We start from the raw sequence: 16,293 nt of genomic DNA, 5'->3' as shown, positions 1-16,293 counted from the left end.
TCAGCCTTTGTCTTTTTCGAATTCCGCCATGTAGTCAATCAGCGCCTCGATGCCGGCCTCCGGCATGGCGTTGTAGATGCTCGCGCGCATGCCGCCCACGGACCGGTGGCCCTTGAGGTTGAGCAGGCCGCGTGCCTCGGCGCCCTCAAGGAAGGCACTGTTGAGGCTGTCGTCCGCCAGCGTGAAGGGGACGTTCATCAGCGAGCGGTACTCCGGCTGCACCGGATTGGCGTAGAAGTCGCTCTCATCGATGAAACCGTAGAGGCGGTTGGCCTTGCGACGGTTGATGTCCGCCATGGCCTGGAGACCACCCTGGCGCTTGAGCCACTGGAACACCAGTCCGGCCAGGTACCACGCATAGGTGGGCGGCGTGTTGTACATGGAGTCCGCCTTGTCGTGAATGGCGTAGTCCAGCATGGCCGGCGTGCCCTCGCGGGCATTGCCGATCAGATCCCGGCGCACGATCACGATGGTCAGACCCGCGGGGCCGATGTTCTTCTGGGCGCCGGCGTAGATCATACCGAAGCGGCTCACGTCCACCGGCTCGGAGAGGATGGCCGAAGACCAGTCCGCCACCACGGGCATATCACCGGCCTCCGGAAAGCGGCTGTACGCCAGCCCGCCGATGGTCTCGTTGGGCGTGATGTGCAGATAGCGGGCGTCCGGGCGGGTGCGCCATTCAGCCGGGTCCGGCACATGGGTGTAGCCAGCGTCCTCGGAACTGGCCACTTCCTTAACGTCCGCCATCCGGCCCGCTTCGGCAATGGCCTTGCGCGACCAGACACCGGTGTTGACGTAATCCACCGGGTCATTGGGCCCGGCCAGATTCAGCGGCACACCCGCGAACTGGCTGCTGGCGCCACCCTGCAGGAATAGCACCGCGTAGTCATCCGGGATCCCCATCAGATCACGCAGATCCTGTTCCGCCTGCTGTGCGATGCTGACAAACGCATCACCGCGGTGACTCATCTCCATCACCGACAGGCCCTTGCCCTGCCAGTCCAGCATTTCATCGCGCGCCTGCGTCAGCACCTCCTCTGGAAGCGCTGCCGGGCCGGCGCAGAAGTTATAGGCTCGTGTCATGGGTCAGTCCTGTTCCCCGTTTTCGTCATCATCGTCACTGCTGTCCTCGATCCGCTGGATGCCCACCAGGCGCTCGTCATCACCGGTCATCCGGATCAGGCGCACGCCCTGAGTGTTGCGGCTGCTGATCGAGACATCCTCGATACCGGTGCGCACCAGGGTGCCCTGGTTGGTGATCAGCATGATCTCGTTCCCCTCAAACACCTGCAGCGCGCAGACCAGGTCGCCGTTGCGCTCGGAGCGCTGCATGGCGATCACGCCCTGGCTGCCACGGCTGTAGGCCGGGAATTCACTCACCTTCGTGCGCTTGCCATAGCCGTGCTCGCTGGCCGTGAGGATATAGCCCTCGGGATCCGGCTGGATCAGCGAGACCACCTGCTCACCCGCCTTGAGCCGGATGCCGCGCACACCGCGTGCTGTCCGGCCCATGGAGCGCACCTGATCCTCGGTAAACCGAACCGCCTTGCCGGAGGTGGCCAGCATCATGATCTCGGTGCTGCCCGCGGTGATGACGGCGCCGATCAGGTGGTCGCCCTCGTCCAGGTTGGTGGCGATCAGGCCGGAGCTGCGCGGCCGCGAGAAGTTCACCAGCGGCGTCTTCTTAACCGTGCCGTTGGCCGTGGCCATGAACACATAGTGGCCCTCGGTGTACTCGCGCACCGGCAGGAAGGTGGAGATCCGCTCGTCCTCGTCCAGCGGCAGGATATTGACCATGGGCCGGCCACGGGAGTTGCGGCTGCCCTGCGGGATCTCGAACACGCGCAGCCAGTAGACCTTACCCTTGTCCGTGAAGCACAGGATGGTGTCGTGGGAGTTGGCCACCAGCAGCGTCTCGATGAAGTCCTCATCCTTCATGCTGGTGGCGGACTTACCACGGCCACCCCGGCGCTGGGCCCGGTAGTCCTCCAGCGGCTGCGTCTTGGCGTAGCCGTTGTGGGAGATGGTAACTACCAGGTCCTCTTCGTCGATCAGGTCCGCCGTGGTCAGATCCTGGCGCGAGCTCACGATCTCGGTACGGCGTTCATCGCCGTACTCGTCGCGGATTTTCTCGAGTTCCTCGCGGATCACCTGCATGAGGCGGTCCGGATTGCTCAGGATATCGATGAGATCCTCGATCTTCGCGAGGATTTCCTTGTACTCAGTGAACAGCTTCTCGGTCTCAAGACCGGTCAGGCGGTGCAGGCGCAGGTCGAGGATGGCTTGGGCCTGTTCCGGGGAGAGATTGTACTTCCCATCGCGCAGGCCATACCCCTCCGGCAGGTCATCCGGACGGCAGGCATCGGCGCCGGCACGTGCGAGCATGTCGTTGACCTGCCCTGGCTGCCAGCCCTGGGCCAGAAGCTTTTCCTTCGCCTCGGCGGCACCCGGCGAGGCCTTGATCAGCTCGATCACCTCATCGATGTTGGCCAGCGCCACAGAGAGCCCCTCCAGCACATGGCCGCGCTCGCGCGCCTTGCGCAGTTCATAGATGGTGCGGCGTGTGACCACCTCGCGCCGATGCAGCAGGAAGCGCTCCAGCATCTGCTTGAGGTTCAGGGTCTGGGGTTCACCGTCGACCAGGGCGACGCAGTTGATGCCGAACACATTCTCGAGCTGCGTGTTCTTGAACAGGTTGTTGACGATCACCTCGGGGTTCTCGCCCTTGCGCACCTCGATCACGATGCGGATGCCTTCCTTGCTGGACTCATCCCGCAGCTCGCTGATGCCCTCGAGGCGCTTTTCCTTGACCAGTTCCGCAATCTTCTCGATCAGCCGCGCCTTGTTCACCTGGTACGGCAGCTCATTGAAGATGATGGCATCCCGACCGGTCTTCTTATCATGCTCGATCTCGTGACGGGCACGCACGTAGATCCGACCGCGGCCGGTCCGGTATGCCTGAACAATGCCCGCGCGGCCGCTGATCAGACCCTCTGTGGGGAAGTCCGGCCCCGGAATGTATTCCATCAGGTCATCAACGGTGAGCGAGTCGTCGTCCACCAGTGCCAGGCAGGCCTCGACCACTTCCCGCAGGTTGTGCGGCGGGATGTTGGTGGCCATGCCCACGGCGATGCCGGAGGAGCCGTTGACCAGCAGATTGGGAACCCGGGTGGGCAGCACTTCGGGGATCTGCTCGGTGCCGTCGTAGTTGGGCACATAGTCGACGGTTTCCTTGTCCAGATCCGCCAGCAGCTCGTGAGCGAGCTTGCGCATCCGCACCTCGGTGTAACGCATCGCCGCCGCATTGTCGCCATCGATGGAACCGAAGTTGCCCTGGCCGTCCACCAACGTGTAGCGCAGGGAGAAGGGCTGAGCCATGCGTACGATGGTGTCGTACACGGCCGCGTCACCGTGGGGGTGATATTTACCAATGACATCACCCACCACACGGGCGGACTTCTTGTAGGCCTTGTTCCAGTCGTTGCCGAGCTCGTCCATGGCGAAAAGCACCCGGCGGTGCACCGGCTTGAGCCCATCCCGCACATCCGGCAGCGCACGCCCCACGATCACGCTCATGGCGTAATCCAGGTAGGACTGTTTGAGTTCTTCTTCGATGTTAACCGGCAGGATTTCTCTGGCTAGCTCTCCCATCGGGACGTCATCCTTCCTGTATTCTGGCGGTGGTCTGCGGCGTGCTGCCCGGGCACGCCAAAGCCGCTAATAATACCACAGAAAGGATGACCCCGGGGAATCGGCGTCTCCGGAATCCCAATCCCCGGTTAATGGACTCAGTCATGACTTTGAGGTCGAGTGGCCGGCCTGGGCGCTGATTCTGGTCACCAGTGGATGGGCTGTAGGCAGATGGCTGGAGAAGTTCGTCGGGGTTTAAGACGCTTTGGCACGTTGTCGGCCTGATTTTGAGCGTAGCGGCCCATGGCCGCAGGGCGATGACTGCGACGAGAGCGCCGTTATGACTGTTCCGGTGAGTGCTATTCGAGTTGAATGCTGGCGTGTAACAACCACTTCAGATGGTGGGTTGTTTTGGCAAAGTCGAGTCGTAATCGTCGGCCTGTATGAACGAGGCGTGCCACGCTGCGAATGGCGTAGCGGATCAGCGGACGCAGCCCGTGGCGACGGGCGCTGGCGGGCAGCAGCTGGTACTGCAGGGCCCGCAGCAGGATCTGGGCAATCTGGCCGCATTGATAGAACGCCTGATTGGCGCGGAAGCGCCGGCACGGGGGATGGTGCAGGTCCATATCGAGCAGCGGGCCCTTGAACGCGTTCTCCTGGCCCTGTTTTTGGCGGTGACGGGCCACAAGCTCATCCAGGGGAAGATCATCGCGCGAGACCAGGATGACACTGTAGTGCGGAATCAGCGCCTGTTGGGGACCCTGGTGTTCACCGCGCACGACCACGTAGGCATGCTCATGGCTCCAGCCGCTGGGGCGGTAATACACCAGGGTGGCGCTCTCGCCAGCGCCAATCGGCTGCCAACCCTGTTCACTCAGCCCTTCGATTACCTCCAGCACCGGACGGCGATACCCATCATGGGTGACGCTGACCGAGTAGTCCCAACCGTAGTGCCGGCACAGCTCAACAAACCCCTTGCGGTAATAGGCATTATCAGCATGCACCCACACCGGTGTGGTCTGGTCAAAAAGCGGCGCGATATCGTGTTCAAGCTGCTCACGCCAGCCCTTGGCCACATCCACCCCGCCCGGATGCAGCCGGGCACTGCTCCACAGTCCTCCGACAAACACCGAGTGCAGCCAGTACTGAGTGGTGCCGTCGTAGCCGGTGGCGGCTTGCTCAAAAAGCTGCCCTTCCACCTCAATGGCGGTGCCATCGACAAACACCGGCACATAGCCGTGGGTGTCGCGCTGGTGGGCAACGACATCGGGCGCGACCTGCGCCGCCAGCTCGCGGGCCAGACGCTGCAGCGCCTCGATCTGGGGCTCACTCATGCGTGACAGATATTCCCCCAGGCGCCGCCCCGAGGGCACTGCATCAAGCCCCAACAGCGTCGCCGTCGGCGTATCCTCGCGCAGTGCATCCAGATCCGACAGTGCTCCGTTGCCTGCCGCCAGTGAGCCGATCAGCGCCCACAGCATCTGCGCGTCACTGGCACCACGGCGACGGCGTTTGAGCTGAATCAATTCGCCCAAACGCTGCGGCAGTGCGAAGCGTTGACCCAACTGACCAAGCAGCGCCAGCCCACCCTGGCCAGTGAGCTGGGCATCCGTGAAATCGATCTCGACGCGAGGCGGCTGAGGTTTTACATTATTCATCGGCGCACCTGTTGGGTGAGGGTGTGGGTTTAGTCGCTTTGCGCCCATATCCCACAGGATGCGCCCCTCTTCCTTCAACCCCTCCCCATCAGCTCACGCCTTTATCCGGGAATCAGGGTCTCCGGAATGGGCCCCGAACGGGGCCCGGAAGGATCAGGCGTCAGGCTCCCGCCAGTTCGTCGGTGCGCGCCGCCATAATGAAGTCATTGCGGTGCAGCCCGCCGATCTTGTGGGTCCACCAAGTGACCGTCACCTTGCCATATTCGGTGGTAATCATCGGGTGGTGATCCACTTCCTCGGCCAGCTCACCCACCTTATTGGTAAAGGCCAGTGCCTCGGCAAAGTTCTTCAGCTTGAAGGTCCGCTCCAGCTGCTCTTCACCGTTACGGGTGACCGTGGTCCAGTCAGGCACCTCCGCCCCCAGCTCCTTTTTCTCCTGTTCCGTGGCCAGTGGCGAATCCTTGCTGCAGGCTTCACAGGTCTGCTTTGTCAGGTCGCTCATGATGCCTTCTCCCATTCTGTTTGTGTCGCCACCCCATCATCACGCGTTGCTGCAGCAGCGTAAAGGTGGAAGAGATGCTTCCAGGCCCCTTGCCCCGCCCCCAAACAGCCCCCACAGTGGTTCTGTGAAGGAGTTCTTCACCCACCGATCCGTAGAGGAGAGGCTCCATGAACAACCCGCACTTCACCATGCCGAAGGTTCGCATCGTGGTCGCCGACGCCAGCCGTGCGCGCCTGTTCACCACCGATTCCCCCAAGGGCGACTTCACGGAGGTGGACACCCTGCTCAACCCCGAGGCCCGACTGCACGACGGCGACCTGACCACCGACCGGCCCGGTCGCCAGGCGGATGACATGCATGGTGGCCGCAGCGCTATGGAGGAACACAGCGAACCGAAAGAGGTGGAGGCTCAGCGCTTTGCCAAGGAGCTTGCAGAGACTCTTGAGCAGGCCCGCAAGCAAGGGGAAGTGGAGAAACTCTATATTGCCGCGCCACCCAGATTCCTGGGCGAACTGCGTAAGCACATGAAGCCGGAACTCAAGGCGATCATCGCGGAGGAGATCGGGAAGGATTTTTCCCAGATGAACGCCCGGGAACTGCGCAGGCACTTCCCGGAACGCATCAAGTAGGAGGAGCTGCCCCCTACAGGGAACGGCCCTTGGAGGCGGCGATACGCAGGCGGAGGGCATTCAGCTTGATGAAGCCTTCCGCGTCCTTCTGGTCATAGGCGCCCTCGTCTTCCTCAAAGGTCGCAACCTTCTCATCGAAGAGCGAATCCTCTGAGCGACGGCCCAGAACCTCTACGTTGCCCTTGTAGAGCTTGAGGCGCACATCGCCGTTGACGGGCCCCTGGGTCTCGTCAATCAGGGCCTGCATGGCGCGGCGCTCAGGGGCCCACCAGTAGCCGTTGTACACCACTTCCGCATAGCGCGGCATGATGCTGTCCTTCAGGTGGGCCACTTCCCGGTCCAGGGTAATGGACTCAATGGCGCGGTGCGCCTTGAGCATGACGGTGCCACCCGGCGTCTCGTAACAGCCACGGGACTTCATGCCCACGTAGCGGTTCTCGACGATGTCGATGCGGCCGATGCCGTTATCGCCCGCCACTCTGTTCAGGTACGACAGCACCTCGTGGGGCTTCATGCGCTCGCCGTTGATGGCCACGATGTCACCGTTTTCGTAGGAGACGTCCAGAATCGTGGGCTCATCCGGCGCCTGCTCGGGCGATACACTCCAGCGCCACATGTCGTCCTCGGCCTGCGCCCAGGGGTCCTCCAGCACTTCACCCTCATAGGAGATATGCAGAAGGTTGGCGTCCATGGAGTAAGGCGACTTGCCCTGCTGCTTTTCCACCGGAATGCCGTGGTGGTCGCAGTAGTCCAGGAGCTTCTGGCGGGAGTTGAGGTCCCACTCACGCCAGGGAGCGATCACCTTGATGCCAGGCTTGAGCGCGTAGGCGCCCAGCTCAAAGCGCACCTGGTCGTTGCCCTTGCCGGTGGCGCCATGGGCAATGGCATCCGCCCCCGTCTCGTTGGCGATCTCCACCAGGCGACGGGCGATCAGTGGCCGGGCAATGGAAGTACCCAGCAGGTACTCACCCTCGTAGACGGTGTTGGCACGGAACATCGGGAAGACGTAATCCCGCGCGAACTCCTCACGCAGGTCCTCGATGTAGATTTCCTTCACGCCCAGGCCCTTGGCCTTCTCACGCGCGGGCTCGACTTCCTCGCCCTGACCGATATCGGCAGTGAAGGTCACCACCTCGCAGTCGTAGGTTTCCTGGAGCCATTTGACGATGACGGAGGTATCGAGCCCCCCGGAGTAGGCCAGAACGACCTTGTTGATGTCTGACATCGCTGTTTCGCCTTATCCGGAATTCATGAACGCCGGGCTACCACGCGGCACCCGGGCCTGTTGATCGGTGGAGGGTATTTTACGGCAAGGGCGGGGTCCGGAGCCAATCCGGGTTCAGTCGACGATCACCAGATCCTTGCGCTGGGCCTGGGTCACCACCGGATCGGCTTCATCATCATCGTTTTCCCGTTCCAGCCGCACCGTGGCACGGCGATGCCTCGGGCCGGGCGTCTCCACACCGGCAACCGGATAGCGGTCCCCGTGGAAGCGCGTCACCAGCTGATCCTCCGGAACGCCCTGGTCCTGAAGATAGCCAGCAACCGCCTCCGCCCTCGCCTTGGAAAGCTCACGGTTGCGCAGAGGGGTGCCGATACTGTCCGTATGCCCATCCACGTAGACTTGCGTGATCCGGTCATCGGCTTTCACGTACAGGGCCACGTCATCAAGGCGCTCACGGGCTTCCTGACTGAGGTCGGACTCGTCCAGATCGAACAGGACCACGGTGCGCTGGACCTGATCGTAGTTCACCGGCAGCAGCTCACTCTGACAGCGGCGGAAAGACTGGTGGGGACTGCCATAGTTGACATGATTGAGTCGAACCCGCACCGGCCGATCGCTCTGACGCGCCCGGCGCGTGAAGGTGGGCCTGCGCCCCTCCCGAAGGCTCGCAAGCATCCGCTCGCTGGTGCCGGAGGAAAGCTCCACGGGCCGGTCATGGTTATCCTCAACCCGGACATACCCCAGATCATCCACTGGCTTACCTGCTTTCCAGGAAGGCTGCTCGATCACCAGCGCTGCCTCACCAGCGCGCATGGGATTGCGGACAGGCTGCAGAAAGAAGCGCAGTGACTCCCCGGCACGGTGATAGAACACCGCCTCGCCATAACCGGGGACCGGATGCGTCAGCGTGCACGCAAAGATTGAATCCGAAAGGATCCAACGGCTGTTTTCGATGCCGGCGGAGAATGTCGTGCCCAGGGCGCCCGAGGGCAACCCGGCCATGACCAGCACGGCGACAATCCAGTGACGTGATTTCATGGTGATTGGAACCATTGTTCTGACGCTTCACCCCCGGGTATCGGCAGCAAGCACCGGAACTTGAGCCCCGGATCTTCTGGTATACTTCGCGCCATGACTGACACGCTGACACTGATCCGACCCGACGACTGGCACCTGCATGTCCGAGATGGTGACCTCATGCGCCAGGTGGTTCCCGCCTCGGCACGACGCTTCGGACGCGCCATCATCATGCCCAACCTGACACCGCCGGTCACCACGGCAGCTCAGGCCCTGGATTACCGTGAGCGGATCCGGAGCGCTGTGCCGGCCGGCAGCGCGTTTGAGCCACTGATGACGCTCTACCTCACGGACAATACCACGCCGGACATGATCCGCGAGGCGGCCCGTGCGGGCGTGGTGGCCTGCAAGCTCTACCCGGCGGGCGCCACCACGAACTCCGACTCCGGCGTCACCGACATCCGTCATATTGATGCCGCCCTGGAAACCATGGCGGAAGAGGGCCTGCTGCTGCTCACCCATGGTGAAGTGACCCGCCCCGAAGTCGATATCTTCGACCGGGAAAAGGTCTTCATCGACGAGGTCCTGGCGCCCCTTCTCGAACGGCTTCCCCGGCTGCGGGTGGTCATGGAGCATATTACGACGGCGGACGCCGCTGACTTCGTCAGATCCAGAGAGCGCAACCTGGGAGCCACCATCACGCCCCAGCACCTGCTGTTCAACCGCAATCACCTGCTGGTGGGCGGCATCCGGCCACATTTCTACTGCCTACCGATCCTCAAGCGCCAGCGTCATCAGCAGGCGCTGCAGGAAGCCGCCACCAGTGGTGATCCCCGGTTCTTTCTGGGCACGGACTCCGCGCCCCATGACCGCCACCGCAAGGAAACGGGCTGCGGCTGTGCGGGCTGCTATTCAGCCTACGCAGCCATCGAGCTCTATGCCCATTTCTTTGAGCAAGCCGGTGCCCTGGAGCGCCTGGAAGGCTTCGCTTCCCTGCATGGAGCGGACTTCTACGGGCTGCCGCGCAATACCGGCCGCATCACCCTGCGCCGTGAACCGCACCCGATTCCCGATGTCCTCCATGAAGATGGTCACCCCATTGTGCCCCTGAATGCCGGCGACACCCTGAACTGGCGGATCGACGACGGGGAGAGCCCGGAGTGAGCAGCCATGAGCCAACACCGACACTGATGCAGCAGCGCTTCCGGGGATTCCTGCCGGTTGTGGTGGACGTGGAGACCGGAGGCTTCAATGCCGCCACCGACGCGCTGCTCGAAATCGCCACGGTCCTGCTGGAAATGGATGACGAGGGCTGGCTCTACCCGGGCGAACGCATCCAGTACAACGTCCAGCCCTTTAAAGGCGCGAACCTGGAAAAAGCCGCGCTCCAGTTCACGGGCATCGATCCCGGCAACCCCCTGCGCGATGAACGGCCGGAACTGGAAGCCATGCGCGGCACCTTCCAGTCCATCCGCCAGGCCGTGCGCCGCAACCAGTGCAAGCGCGCCGTGCTGGTCGGCCACAACGCCACCTTTGATCTCGGCTTTGTAAAGGCCGCTTCGGATCGCCAGAACATCAAGCGCAACCCCTTCCACCCCTTCTCGACCTTTGACACGTCAGCCCTGTCCGGTCTCGCGCTGGGTCACACGGTCCTTGCGGAAGCGTGCCGCCTGGCCGGCATTGAGTTCGACAACAAAGAAGCCCACTCCGCGCTGTACGACGCGGACAAGACGGCCGAACTGTTCTGCCTGATCGTGAACCGCTGGAAGTCTCTGGGAGGATGGCCACCGCCGTCACCCGGCGAAGCCTGAAACAGGAAAGGGAAAGGCGCCCCCGGTTGCCGGGAGCGCCTATCACGCCGGGATCAGCCGCCGACGAACTTGATCATGACACCCGCCGCCACGGCGGAGCCGATCACACCGGCCACGTTCGGGCCCATGGCGTGCATCAGGAGGAAGTTCTGATGGTTCTCCTCCAGACCCACCTTGTTGGATACCCGGGCCGCCATCGGCACTGCGGAGACCCCGGCTGAGCCGATCAGCGGGTTGATCTTCTCCTTGGTCAGCGCATTCATGAGCTTGGCCATGAGAACACCACACATGGTACCCACCGCGAAGGCCCCGATACCCAGCACCAGGATGCCCAGCGTCTGGGTGTTCAGGAACGCCTCGGCGGCCATCTTGGAGCCAACCGCGAGACCGAGAATGATCGTCACGGCGTTGATCAGCGAGTTCTGCACCGTGTCGCTCAGACGCTCGACCACGCCGCATTCCTTCATGAGGTTACCGAAGCAGAACATGCCCAGAAGTGGTGTTGCGTCCGGCAGGAACATGCCCGTAAGGACCAGGATGCAGACCGGGAACAGGATCTTTTCCAGCTTACCGACCTCACGCAGCTGACTCATCTTCAGCTTGCGCTCCTCGGGAGTGGTGAACGCTCGCATGATGGGCGGCTGAATCAATGGCACGAGGGCCATGTAGGAATAGGCCGCAACCGCGATCGCCCCCAGAAGGTGCGGCGCCAATATGCTGGACACATAGATGGAGGTGGGACCATCGGCACCACCGATGATACCAACAGCCGCAGCCTCGGCCACGGAGAACTCCATCAGGCCACTCGAGTTGAGCAGCGCCGCGCCCAGTACCGTGGCGAAGATGCCGAACTGGGCGGCAGCCCCGAGGAGCATTGTCTTGGGGTTGGCCAGAAGCGGCCCGAAATCCGTCATGGCCCCGACGCCCATGAAGATCAGAAGGGGCGCAACGCCGCTTCCGATCGCCACCGCATAGAACGACTGGATGATCCCCGGAGAATAGCCCGCGTCCGTCGCCACCTGTTTGGCGCTCAGGGCAGTCTCCGCATCCATGTTCTTATAGGCTTCAATGAAGGATTTGATGACCTCGGGGGTGACCCGTTGCCCCATGTCAAAGCTGACATCCATCACAGAAGCAAGTGCCGCGAGCACCTTGGGCGACTCACTGTAGATGGCCGCCTCAATCGCGCTCTGGGCCAGCCCCGCCTCCGGAAGGTTGGCGAGGATGGTACCGAAACCGATCGGTACGAGGAGCAGTGGCTCAAACTTCTTGTTGATTGCCAGGTAGAGCAGCACCAGGCCCACCACGATCATCGTGAGCGCGCCCGGCGTCAGATTGTACAGACCGCTACCGGTCCATAGAGTCATAAGGTTGTCCATGCCGTACAGCCCTTCTTATCCCAGAGTCAGAAGTTCGTCGCCAACGGCCACGCTGTCGCCGACCTTGACGGTAACGGAGCCGACCGTACCGGAACGATCCGCCTTTACCTCGGTCTCCATCTTCATGGCCTCGAGAATGATCAGCACATCGCCCTCATTGACCTGTTGGCCGGGGCTCACATGAACCTTGAAGATGTTGCCGGCCAGCGGCGCGGAAACAGGTTCACCCCCACCCGCGGGCACTGGCGCCTGGCCTCCTCCGGCCGCAGCCTGGGGCTGGCCACCGCCCTGCGCGGGCTGGATGTTGGTGATGTCGCCACCATCGGCAACTTCCACCACATAGGACTGCCCCTCCACCGTGACCGTATAGGTCTCGGGCTCACCGGGCGCAGCCGGTTTGGTGGCTTCCTCGCCGGTCGGTACCGGTTCAAAGGCTTCCGGGTTACCGCGATTCTCCAGGAACTTCAGACCAATCTGCGGGAAAAGCGCATAGGTCAGGACATCATCCACCTCGTTCTCAGCAATGGTGAAGCCCTTGTCCTTCGCTTCCTGACGGAGCTCGTCGGTCAGACGCTCCATTTCGGGCTCGATCAGGTCAGCCGGACGGCAGGTGATCGGCTCGCCGCCTTCCAGCACCTTCTGCTGCAGCTCCTTGTTGCAGTCCGCCGGGGCGGCGCCGTATTCACCCTTGAGCACGGCGGAGGTTTCCTTGGAAATGGACTTGTAGCGCTCGCCGGTCAGCACGTTCAGCACCGCCTGGGTGCCTACGATCTGGGAGGTCGGCGTGACCAGCGGAATGTAGCCCAGATCCTCGCGCACGCGCGGGATCTCGGACAGCAGCTCGTCCATTTTGTCGCTGGCGTTCTGCTCCTTGAGCTGACCTTCCATGTTGGTAAGCATGCCGCCCGGCACCTGGGCCACCAGGATGCGGGAATCCACACCGCGCAGCGAGCCCTCAAACTTGGCGTACTTCTTGCGGACTTCGCGGAAGTACTTGGCAATGTCTTCAAGAAGCTCGATATCCAGACCGGTTTCGCGGTCGGTGCCCTGCATCATGGCCACTACGGACTCGGTAGGTGAGTGCCCGTAGGTCATGCTCATGGAGGAAATAGCGGTGTCCACCCGGTCAACACCCGCCTCGGCCGCCTTGATGATGCTGGCGGTCGACATGCCGGTGGTGGCATGGGAATGGAACTGGATGGGAATATCGAGTTCCTTCTTGAGGCGACTCACCAGGTCGTAACAGACATAGGGCTTCATGAGCCCGGCCATGTCCTTGATCGCGAGGGAATCCGCGCCCATGGACTCGATCTTCTTGGCCAGATCCACCCACATCTCAATGGTGTGGACCGGGCTTACGGTGTAGGAGATGGTGCCCTGGGCGTGCTTGCCCGTCTCCTTCGTGGCCTGGATCGCGGTTTCCAGATTGCGCGGGTCGTTCATCGCGTCAAAGATCCGGAAGACATCCACGCCATTCTCGGCAGCACGTTCCACAAAGCGCCGAACCACATCGTCCGCGTAATGACGGTAACCAAGGAGGTTCTGGCCCCGCAGCAGCATCTGCTGGCGGGTATTGGGCATGGCCTTTTTCAACTCCCGGATCCGCTCCCAGGGATCCTCACCCAGATAACGGATGCAGGAGTCGAACGTGGCGCCGCCCCAGGATTCCACCGACCAGAAGCCGACCTGATCGAGCTTCTCGGCGATCGGCAGCATGTCGTCCAGTCGCATGCGGGTCGCGAACAGGGACTGGTGCGCGTCACGCAGCACCAGATCCGTGATCCCCAGCGGTTGTTTGCTATCTGTCATCGTTCTGACCTTTTTTATCTCGTATTGGGTTCCCGGCCGCGCTTACGCGCGGCAGCTCATTGCCGGCGACGAGCCCGGTGCCTGGCAACAGCTTCGGAAATGGCCGTCTTGAGTTTCGGGTCTTGCATGGGATCAGCACCCCCTGATCCGCCACCCGTGGGGCGCGGTGGCTCCGGGGGCGCGATGCGGCCCGCAATGCGGGACATCAGCATGGTGACGAACACCAGAATGATCAGAAAGGAAAACACGAACCCCATGCCAACCAGCATCAGGTCCACAGCCCCCTGCATCACTTCATCCATGGAAATCACCTTTAAGCGGGATTCATTGATTGCGAAACCGACTCAGAGACTTCGCAAAATCTGCCACAATTTACAGTTTCTCGCTCCGGCGGGCAATGAAAAACCCCGTCGCCCAGCCGCAGCGCCGCGTTTTATACCCACAAATTCAGATGATTGCAAGCTAAGGATTGATAAACCGCAAGTCGTTCCAGCCAAGGCGGACAGGAAAGGAAGATGGCAGGCGTATTACAGTCAGGATCACAGACGACGATTCTCACCGCCCAGCAATACGTTACTGCTCAGTCTGATTGAACAGGTTCTGATACTGAATGGCAGAGTTTTGAATTGGTGCGGCTGGGAGGATTCGAACCCCCGACCCCGTGGTTCGTAGCCACGTGCTCTATCCAGCTGAGCTACAGCCGCTTATACAGGCAGGTTTTTCTGAGAAAGACTGATACCACTCTGGCATCAGTCCTGAATCTGGTGCGGCTGGGAGGATTCGAACCCCCGACCCCGTGGTTCGTAGCCACGTGCTCTATCCAGCTGAGCTACAGCCGCAAGTAATGGCGGAGAGGGAGGGATTCGAACCCTCGGTACGCGCAATGCGTACGGCTCCTTAGCAGGGAGCTGGTTTCAGCCACTCACCCACCTCTCCGTTGGAACGCGGCGTATACTACCATATGTGACGCGTTTTCATAGGGTTGACGCGAAATTTCATGGCAGCCGCCGCACAGGACCGGATTCACTCGCGTTCCGGCTCGTCCTCGTCCTGCTCCTGCTGGATGCGCTGATAGATCTCCTCCCGGTGCACGGCCACTTCCTTCGGCGCATTCACGCCGATACGCACCTGGTTTCCCTTGACGCCGAGAACGGTCACAGTCACCTCATCACCGACCATGAGTGTCTCGCCGACGCGACGTGTCAGAATCAGCATTTCCCAAACTCCTTGTTCCGTTTTAACCGCTTTCCGGTTATACGCCCCACTGCCCCTTCCGGCTCAGTCGCGAGACGCTCCCCCGTGTCGTTTTCAGTTCGGCTTCCTAATTATTGGAGCCCGCACGCGTTTTCGCCAGTCATGTTTTGTTATGATTATTCAGCTTTCTTCCCGGATTTCAGCCTCTTCAAGGCCGAATGCGCTGTGCAGCGTGCGCACTGCCAGCTCCAGGTATTTCTCGTTGATCACCACCGATATCTTGATTTCGGAGGTCGAGATCATCTGGATATTGATGCCTTCAGCGGAAAGCGCATCGAACATCCTTGAGGCAACGCCCGCATGGGAGCGCATCCCCACACCTACAATGGATACCTTGGCAATGTGCTCGTCGCCCTGTACAGCCTGTACGTCGAGATCACGCCCCAGGTTCTCCAGAAGTTCCAGCGACTGACGGTAGTCGTTCCGGTGAACCGTAAACGTGAAGTCGGTGCGGTTATCCGACCCGACGTTCTGGACGATCATGTCCACTTCGACACCCGAATCACTGACCGGCTTGAGGATGCGTGAAGCAACGCCGGGAACGTCCGCCACACCCACCACCGTCAGCTTGGCTTCATCGCGGTTGAACGCGATGCCCGAGACCACTGGCTTTTCCATATCATCCTCGTCATCAAAGGTGATCAGGGTTCCGGGGCCCTCCTTGAAGCTGGAAAGCACCCTCACCGGTACGTTGTACTTGCCGGCAAACTCCACGGAACGGATCTGCAGCACCTTGGAGCCCAGGCTGGCCATCTCCAGCATCTCCTCGAAGGTGATGGTCTCAAGACGGCGAGCACCGTCCACGATCCGCGGATCCGTGGTGTAGACGCCATCCACATCGGTGTAGATATGGCATTCGTCGGCCTTGAGCGCAGCCGCAAGCGCCACGGCCGTAGTGTCCGAGCCACCACGGCCAAGGGTGGTGATGTGACCTTCCTCGTCCATCCCCTGGAAGCCGGCCACCACCACCACTCGGCCCGCATCCAGATCGCCACGCATATTGTGTTCGTCAATGTCCTGGATACGGGCCCGGGTGTGGGAGCTGTCCGTGGTGATGCGGACCTGGCCCCCAGTGTACGAGCGCGCATCCACACCCCGCTTGAGCAGGGCCATGCTCAGAAGCGCAATGGTCACCTGTTCGCCGGTCGAAACCAGGACGTCCATCTCGCGCGGATCCGGATCGTCCATCACCTGGTTGGCCAGATCAATCAATCGATTGGTCTCACCACTCATGGCCGAAACCACAACCACCACGTCATCCCCGCCCTCACGGGCGGCCTGGAGCTGATCCGCAACCGCCTCGATACGGTCAACCGAACCGACGGACGTGCCACCGAATTTTTTTACGTACAACGCCATGCGTGCGTATTCCTTGTCCG

General features: G+C 61.7%; 14 protein-coding genes and 3 tRNA genes. 3 read left to right on the top strand and 14 right to left on the bottom strand.

What is annotated here, in order from left to right:
* From serC to F3089_RS01075, 4 genes are all read right to left on the bottom strand, one after another.
* On the bottom strand, nt 1–1,083 hold the full coding sequence (serC, locus tag F3089_RS01090; RefSeq protein WP_151439018.1) for a 3-phosphoserine/phosphohydroxythreonine transaminase: 1,083 nt from the start codon (nt 1,081–1,083) through the stop codon (nt 1–3).
* 3 nt (nt 1,084–1,086) lie between these two features.
* Nucleotides 1,087–3,651 (bottom strand): DNA gyrase subunit A, encoded by a 2,565-nt coding sequence (gene gyrA, locus F3089_RS01085; protein ID WP_151439017.1) that lies wholly within the window; start codon nt 3,649–3,651, stop codon nt 1,087–1,089.
* Between the two features lie 338 nt (nt 3,652–3,989).
* Entirely contained in the window at nt 3,990–5,288 is a 1,299-nt protein-coding gene (locus tag F3089_RS01080) for an IS1380 family transposase (protein WP_192497237.1), read from the bottom strand.
* A gap of 160 nt (nt 5,289–5,448) precedes the next feature.
* Nucleotides 5,449–5,790, bottom strand: coding sequence for a 4a-hydroxytetrahydrobiopterin dehydratase (locus tag F3089_RS01075; protein WP_095617621.1), 342 nt, complete (start codon nt 5,788–5,790; stop codon nt 5,449–5,451).
* Between the two features lie 167 nt (nt 5,791–5,957).
* Between F3089_RS01075 and F3089_RS01070 the strand changes: the two genes are divergently transcribed.
* Nucleotides 5,958–6,419, top strand: coding sequence for a VLRF1 family aeRF1-type release factor (locus F3089_RS01070; RefSeq protein ID WP_202405519.1), 462 nt, complete (start codon nt 5,958–5,960; stop codon nt 6,417–6,419).
* 13 nt (nt 6,420–6,432) lie between these two features.
* On the opposite strand, the gene F3089_RS01065 is transcribed toward F3089_RS01070, so the two are convergent.
* Nucleotides 6,433–7,644 carry an argininosuccinate synthase gene (locus F3089_RS01065; protein ID WP_095617486.1) on the bottom strand — a complete coding sequence of 404 codons (1,212 nt, stop codon included), beginning with the start codon at nt 7,642–7,644 and terminating at the stop codon, nt 6,433–6,435.
* A 114-nt stretch (nt 7,645–7,758) separates the two neighbouring features.
* A complete protein-coding gene (locus tag F3089_RS01060; protein WP_192497236.1) occupies nt 7,759–8,682 on the bottom strand; it encodes a flagellar protein MotY in 924 nt (307 codons plus the stop codon).
* 93 nt (nt 8,683–8,775) lie between these two features.
* On the opposite strand from F3089_RS01060, the gene pyrC reads away from it, so the two are divergent.
* Both pyrC and rnt read left to right on the top strand, forming a co-directional pair.
* Nucleotides 8,776–9,825 (top strand): dihydroorotase, encoded by a 1,050-nt coding sequence (gene pyrC / locus F3089_RS01055; RefSeq protein WP_151439014.1) that lies wholly within the window; start codon nt 8,776–8,778, stop codon nt 9,823–9,825.
* A gap of 26 nt (nt 9,826–9,851) precedes the next feature.
* Complete coding sequence (gene rnt, locus F3089_RS01050; protein WP_095617489.1) at nt 9,852–10,472, top strand: ribonuclease T; 621 nt, start codon at nt 9,852–9,854, stop codon at nt 10,470–10,472.
* 53 nt (nt 10,473–10,525) lie between these two features.
* Here the strand turns inward: rnt and F3089_RS01045 are convergent, their stop codons facing one another.
* The 8 genes from F3089_RS01045 to F3089_RS01010 form a co-directional block, all read right to left on the bottom strand.
* On the bottom strand, nt 10,526–11,839 hold the full coding sequence (locus F3089_RS01045; RefSeq protein ID WP_151439013.1) for a sodium ion-translocating decarboxylase subunit beta: 1,314 nt from the start codon (nt 11,837–11,839) through the stop codon (nt 10,526–10,528).
* 27 nt (nt 11,840–11,866) lie between these two features.
* Nucleotides 11,867–13,660, bottom strand: coding sequence for a sodium-extruding oxaloacetate decarboxylase subunit alpha (gene oadA / locus F3089_RS01040; RefSeq protein ID WP_151439012.1), 1,794 nt, complete (start codon nt 13,658–13,660; stop codon nt 11,867–11,869).
* Nucleotides 13,661–13,716: 56 nt separating this feature from the next.
* Nucleotides 13,717–13,962: an OadG family protein gene (locus F3089_RS01035; RefSeq protein ID WP_151439011.1), complete on the bottom strand. Its 246-nt coding sequence runs from the start codon at nt 13,960–13,962 to the stop codon at nt 13,717–13,719.
* Nucleotides 13,963–14,287: 325 nt separating this feature from the next.
* Nucleotides 14,288–14,364: transfer RNA gene (locus F3089_RS01030), tRNA-Arg, on the bottom strand.
* Between the two features lie 58 nt (nt 14,365–14,422).
* Nucleotides 14,423–14,499 (bottom strand) — tRNA-Arg (locus F3089_RS01025).
* A gap of 6 nt (nt 14,500–14,505) precedes the next feature.
* Nucleotides 14,506–14,596, bottom strand: a tRNA-Ser gene (locus F3089_RS01020).
* 87 nt (nt 14,597–14,683) lie between these two features.
* Nucleotides 14,684–14,875 (bottom strand): carbon storage regulator CsrA, encoded by a 192-nt coding sequence (gene csrA, locus F3089_RS01015; RefSeq protein ID WP_077530810.1) that lies wholly within the window; start codon nt 14,873–14,875, stop codon nt 14,684–14,686.
* 159 nt (nt 14,876–15,034) lie between these two features.
* Nucleotides 15,035–16,273: an aspartate kinase gene (locus F3089_RS01010; RefSeq protein WP_151439010.1), complete on the bottom strand. Its 1,239-nt coding sequence runs from the start codon at nt 16,271–16,273 to the stop codon at nt 15,035–15,037.
* Nucleotides 16,274–16,293: the final 20 nt, after the last annotated feature.

It is taken from the genome of Halospina sp. K52047b, assembly GCF_008709855.1.
GTDB classification, from domain to species: Bacteria; Pseudomonadota; Gammaproteobacteria; order Pseudomonadales; family Oleiphilaceae; genus Halospina; species Halospina utahensis_B.
This window is presented reverse-complemented; position numbering and strand designations above follow the sequence as displayed.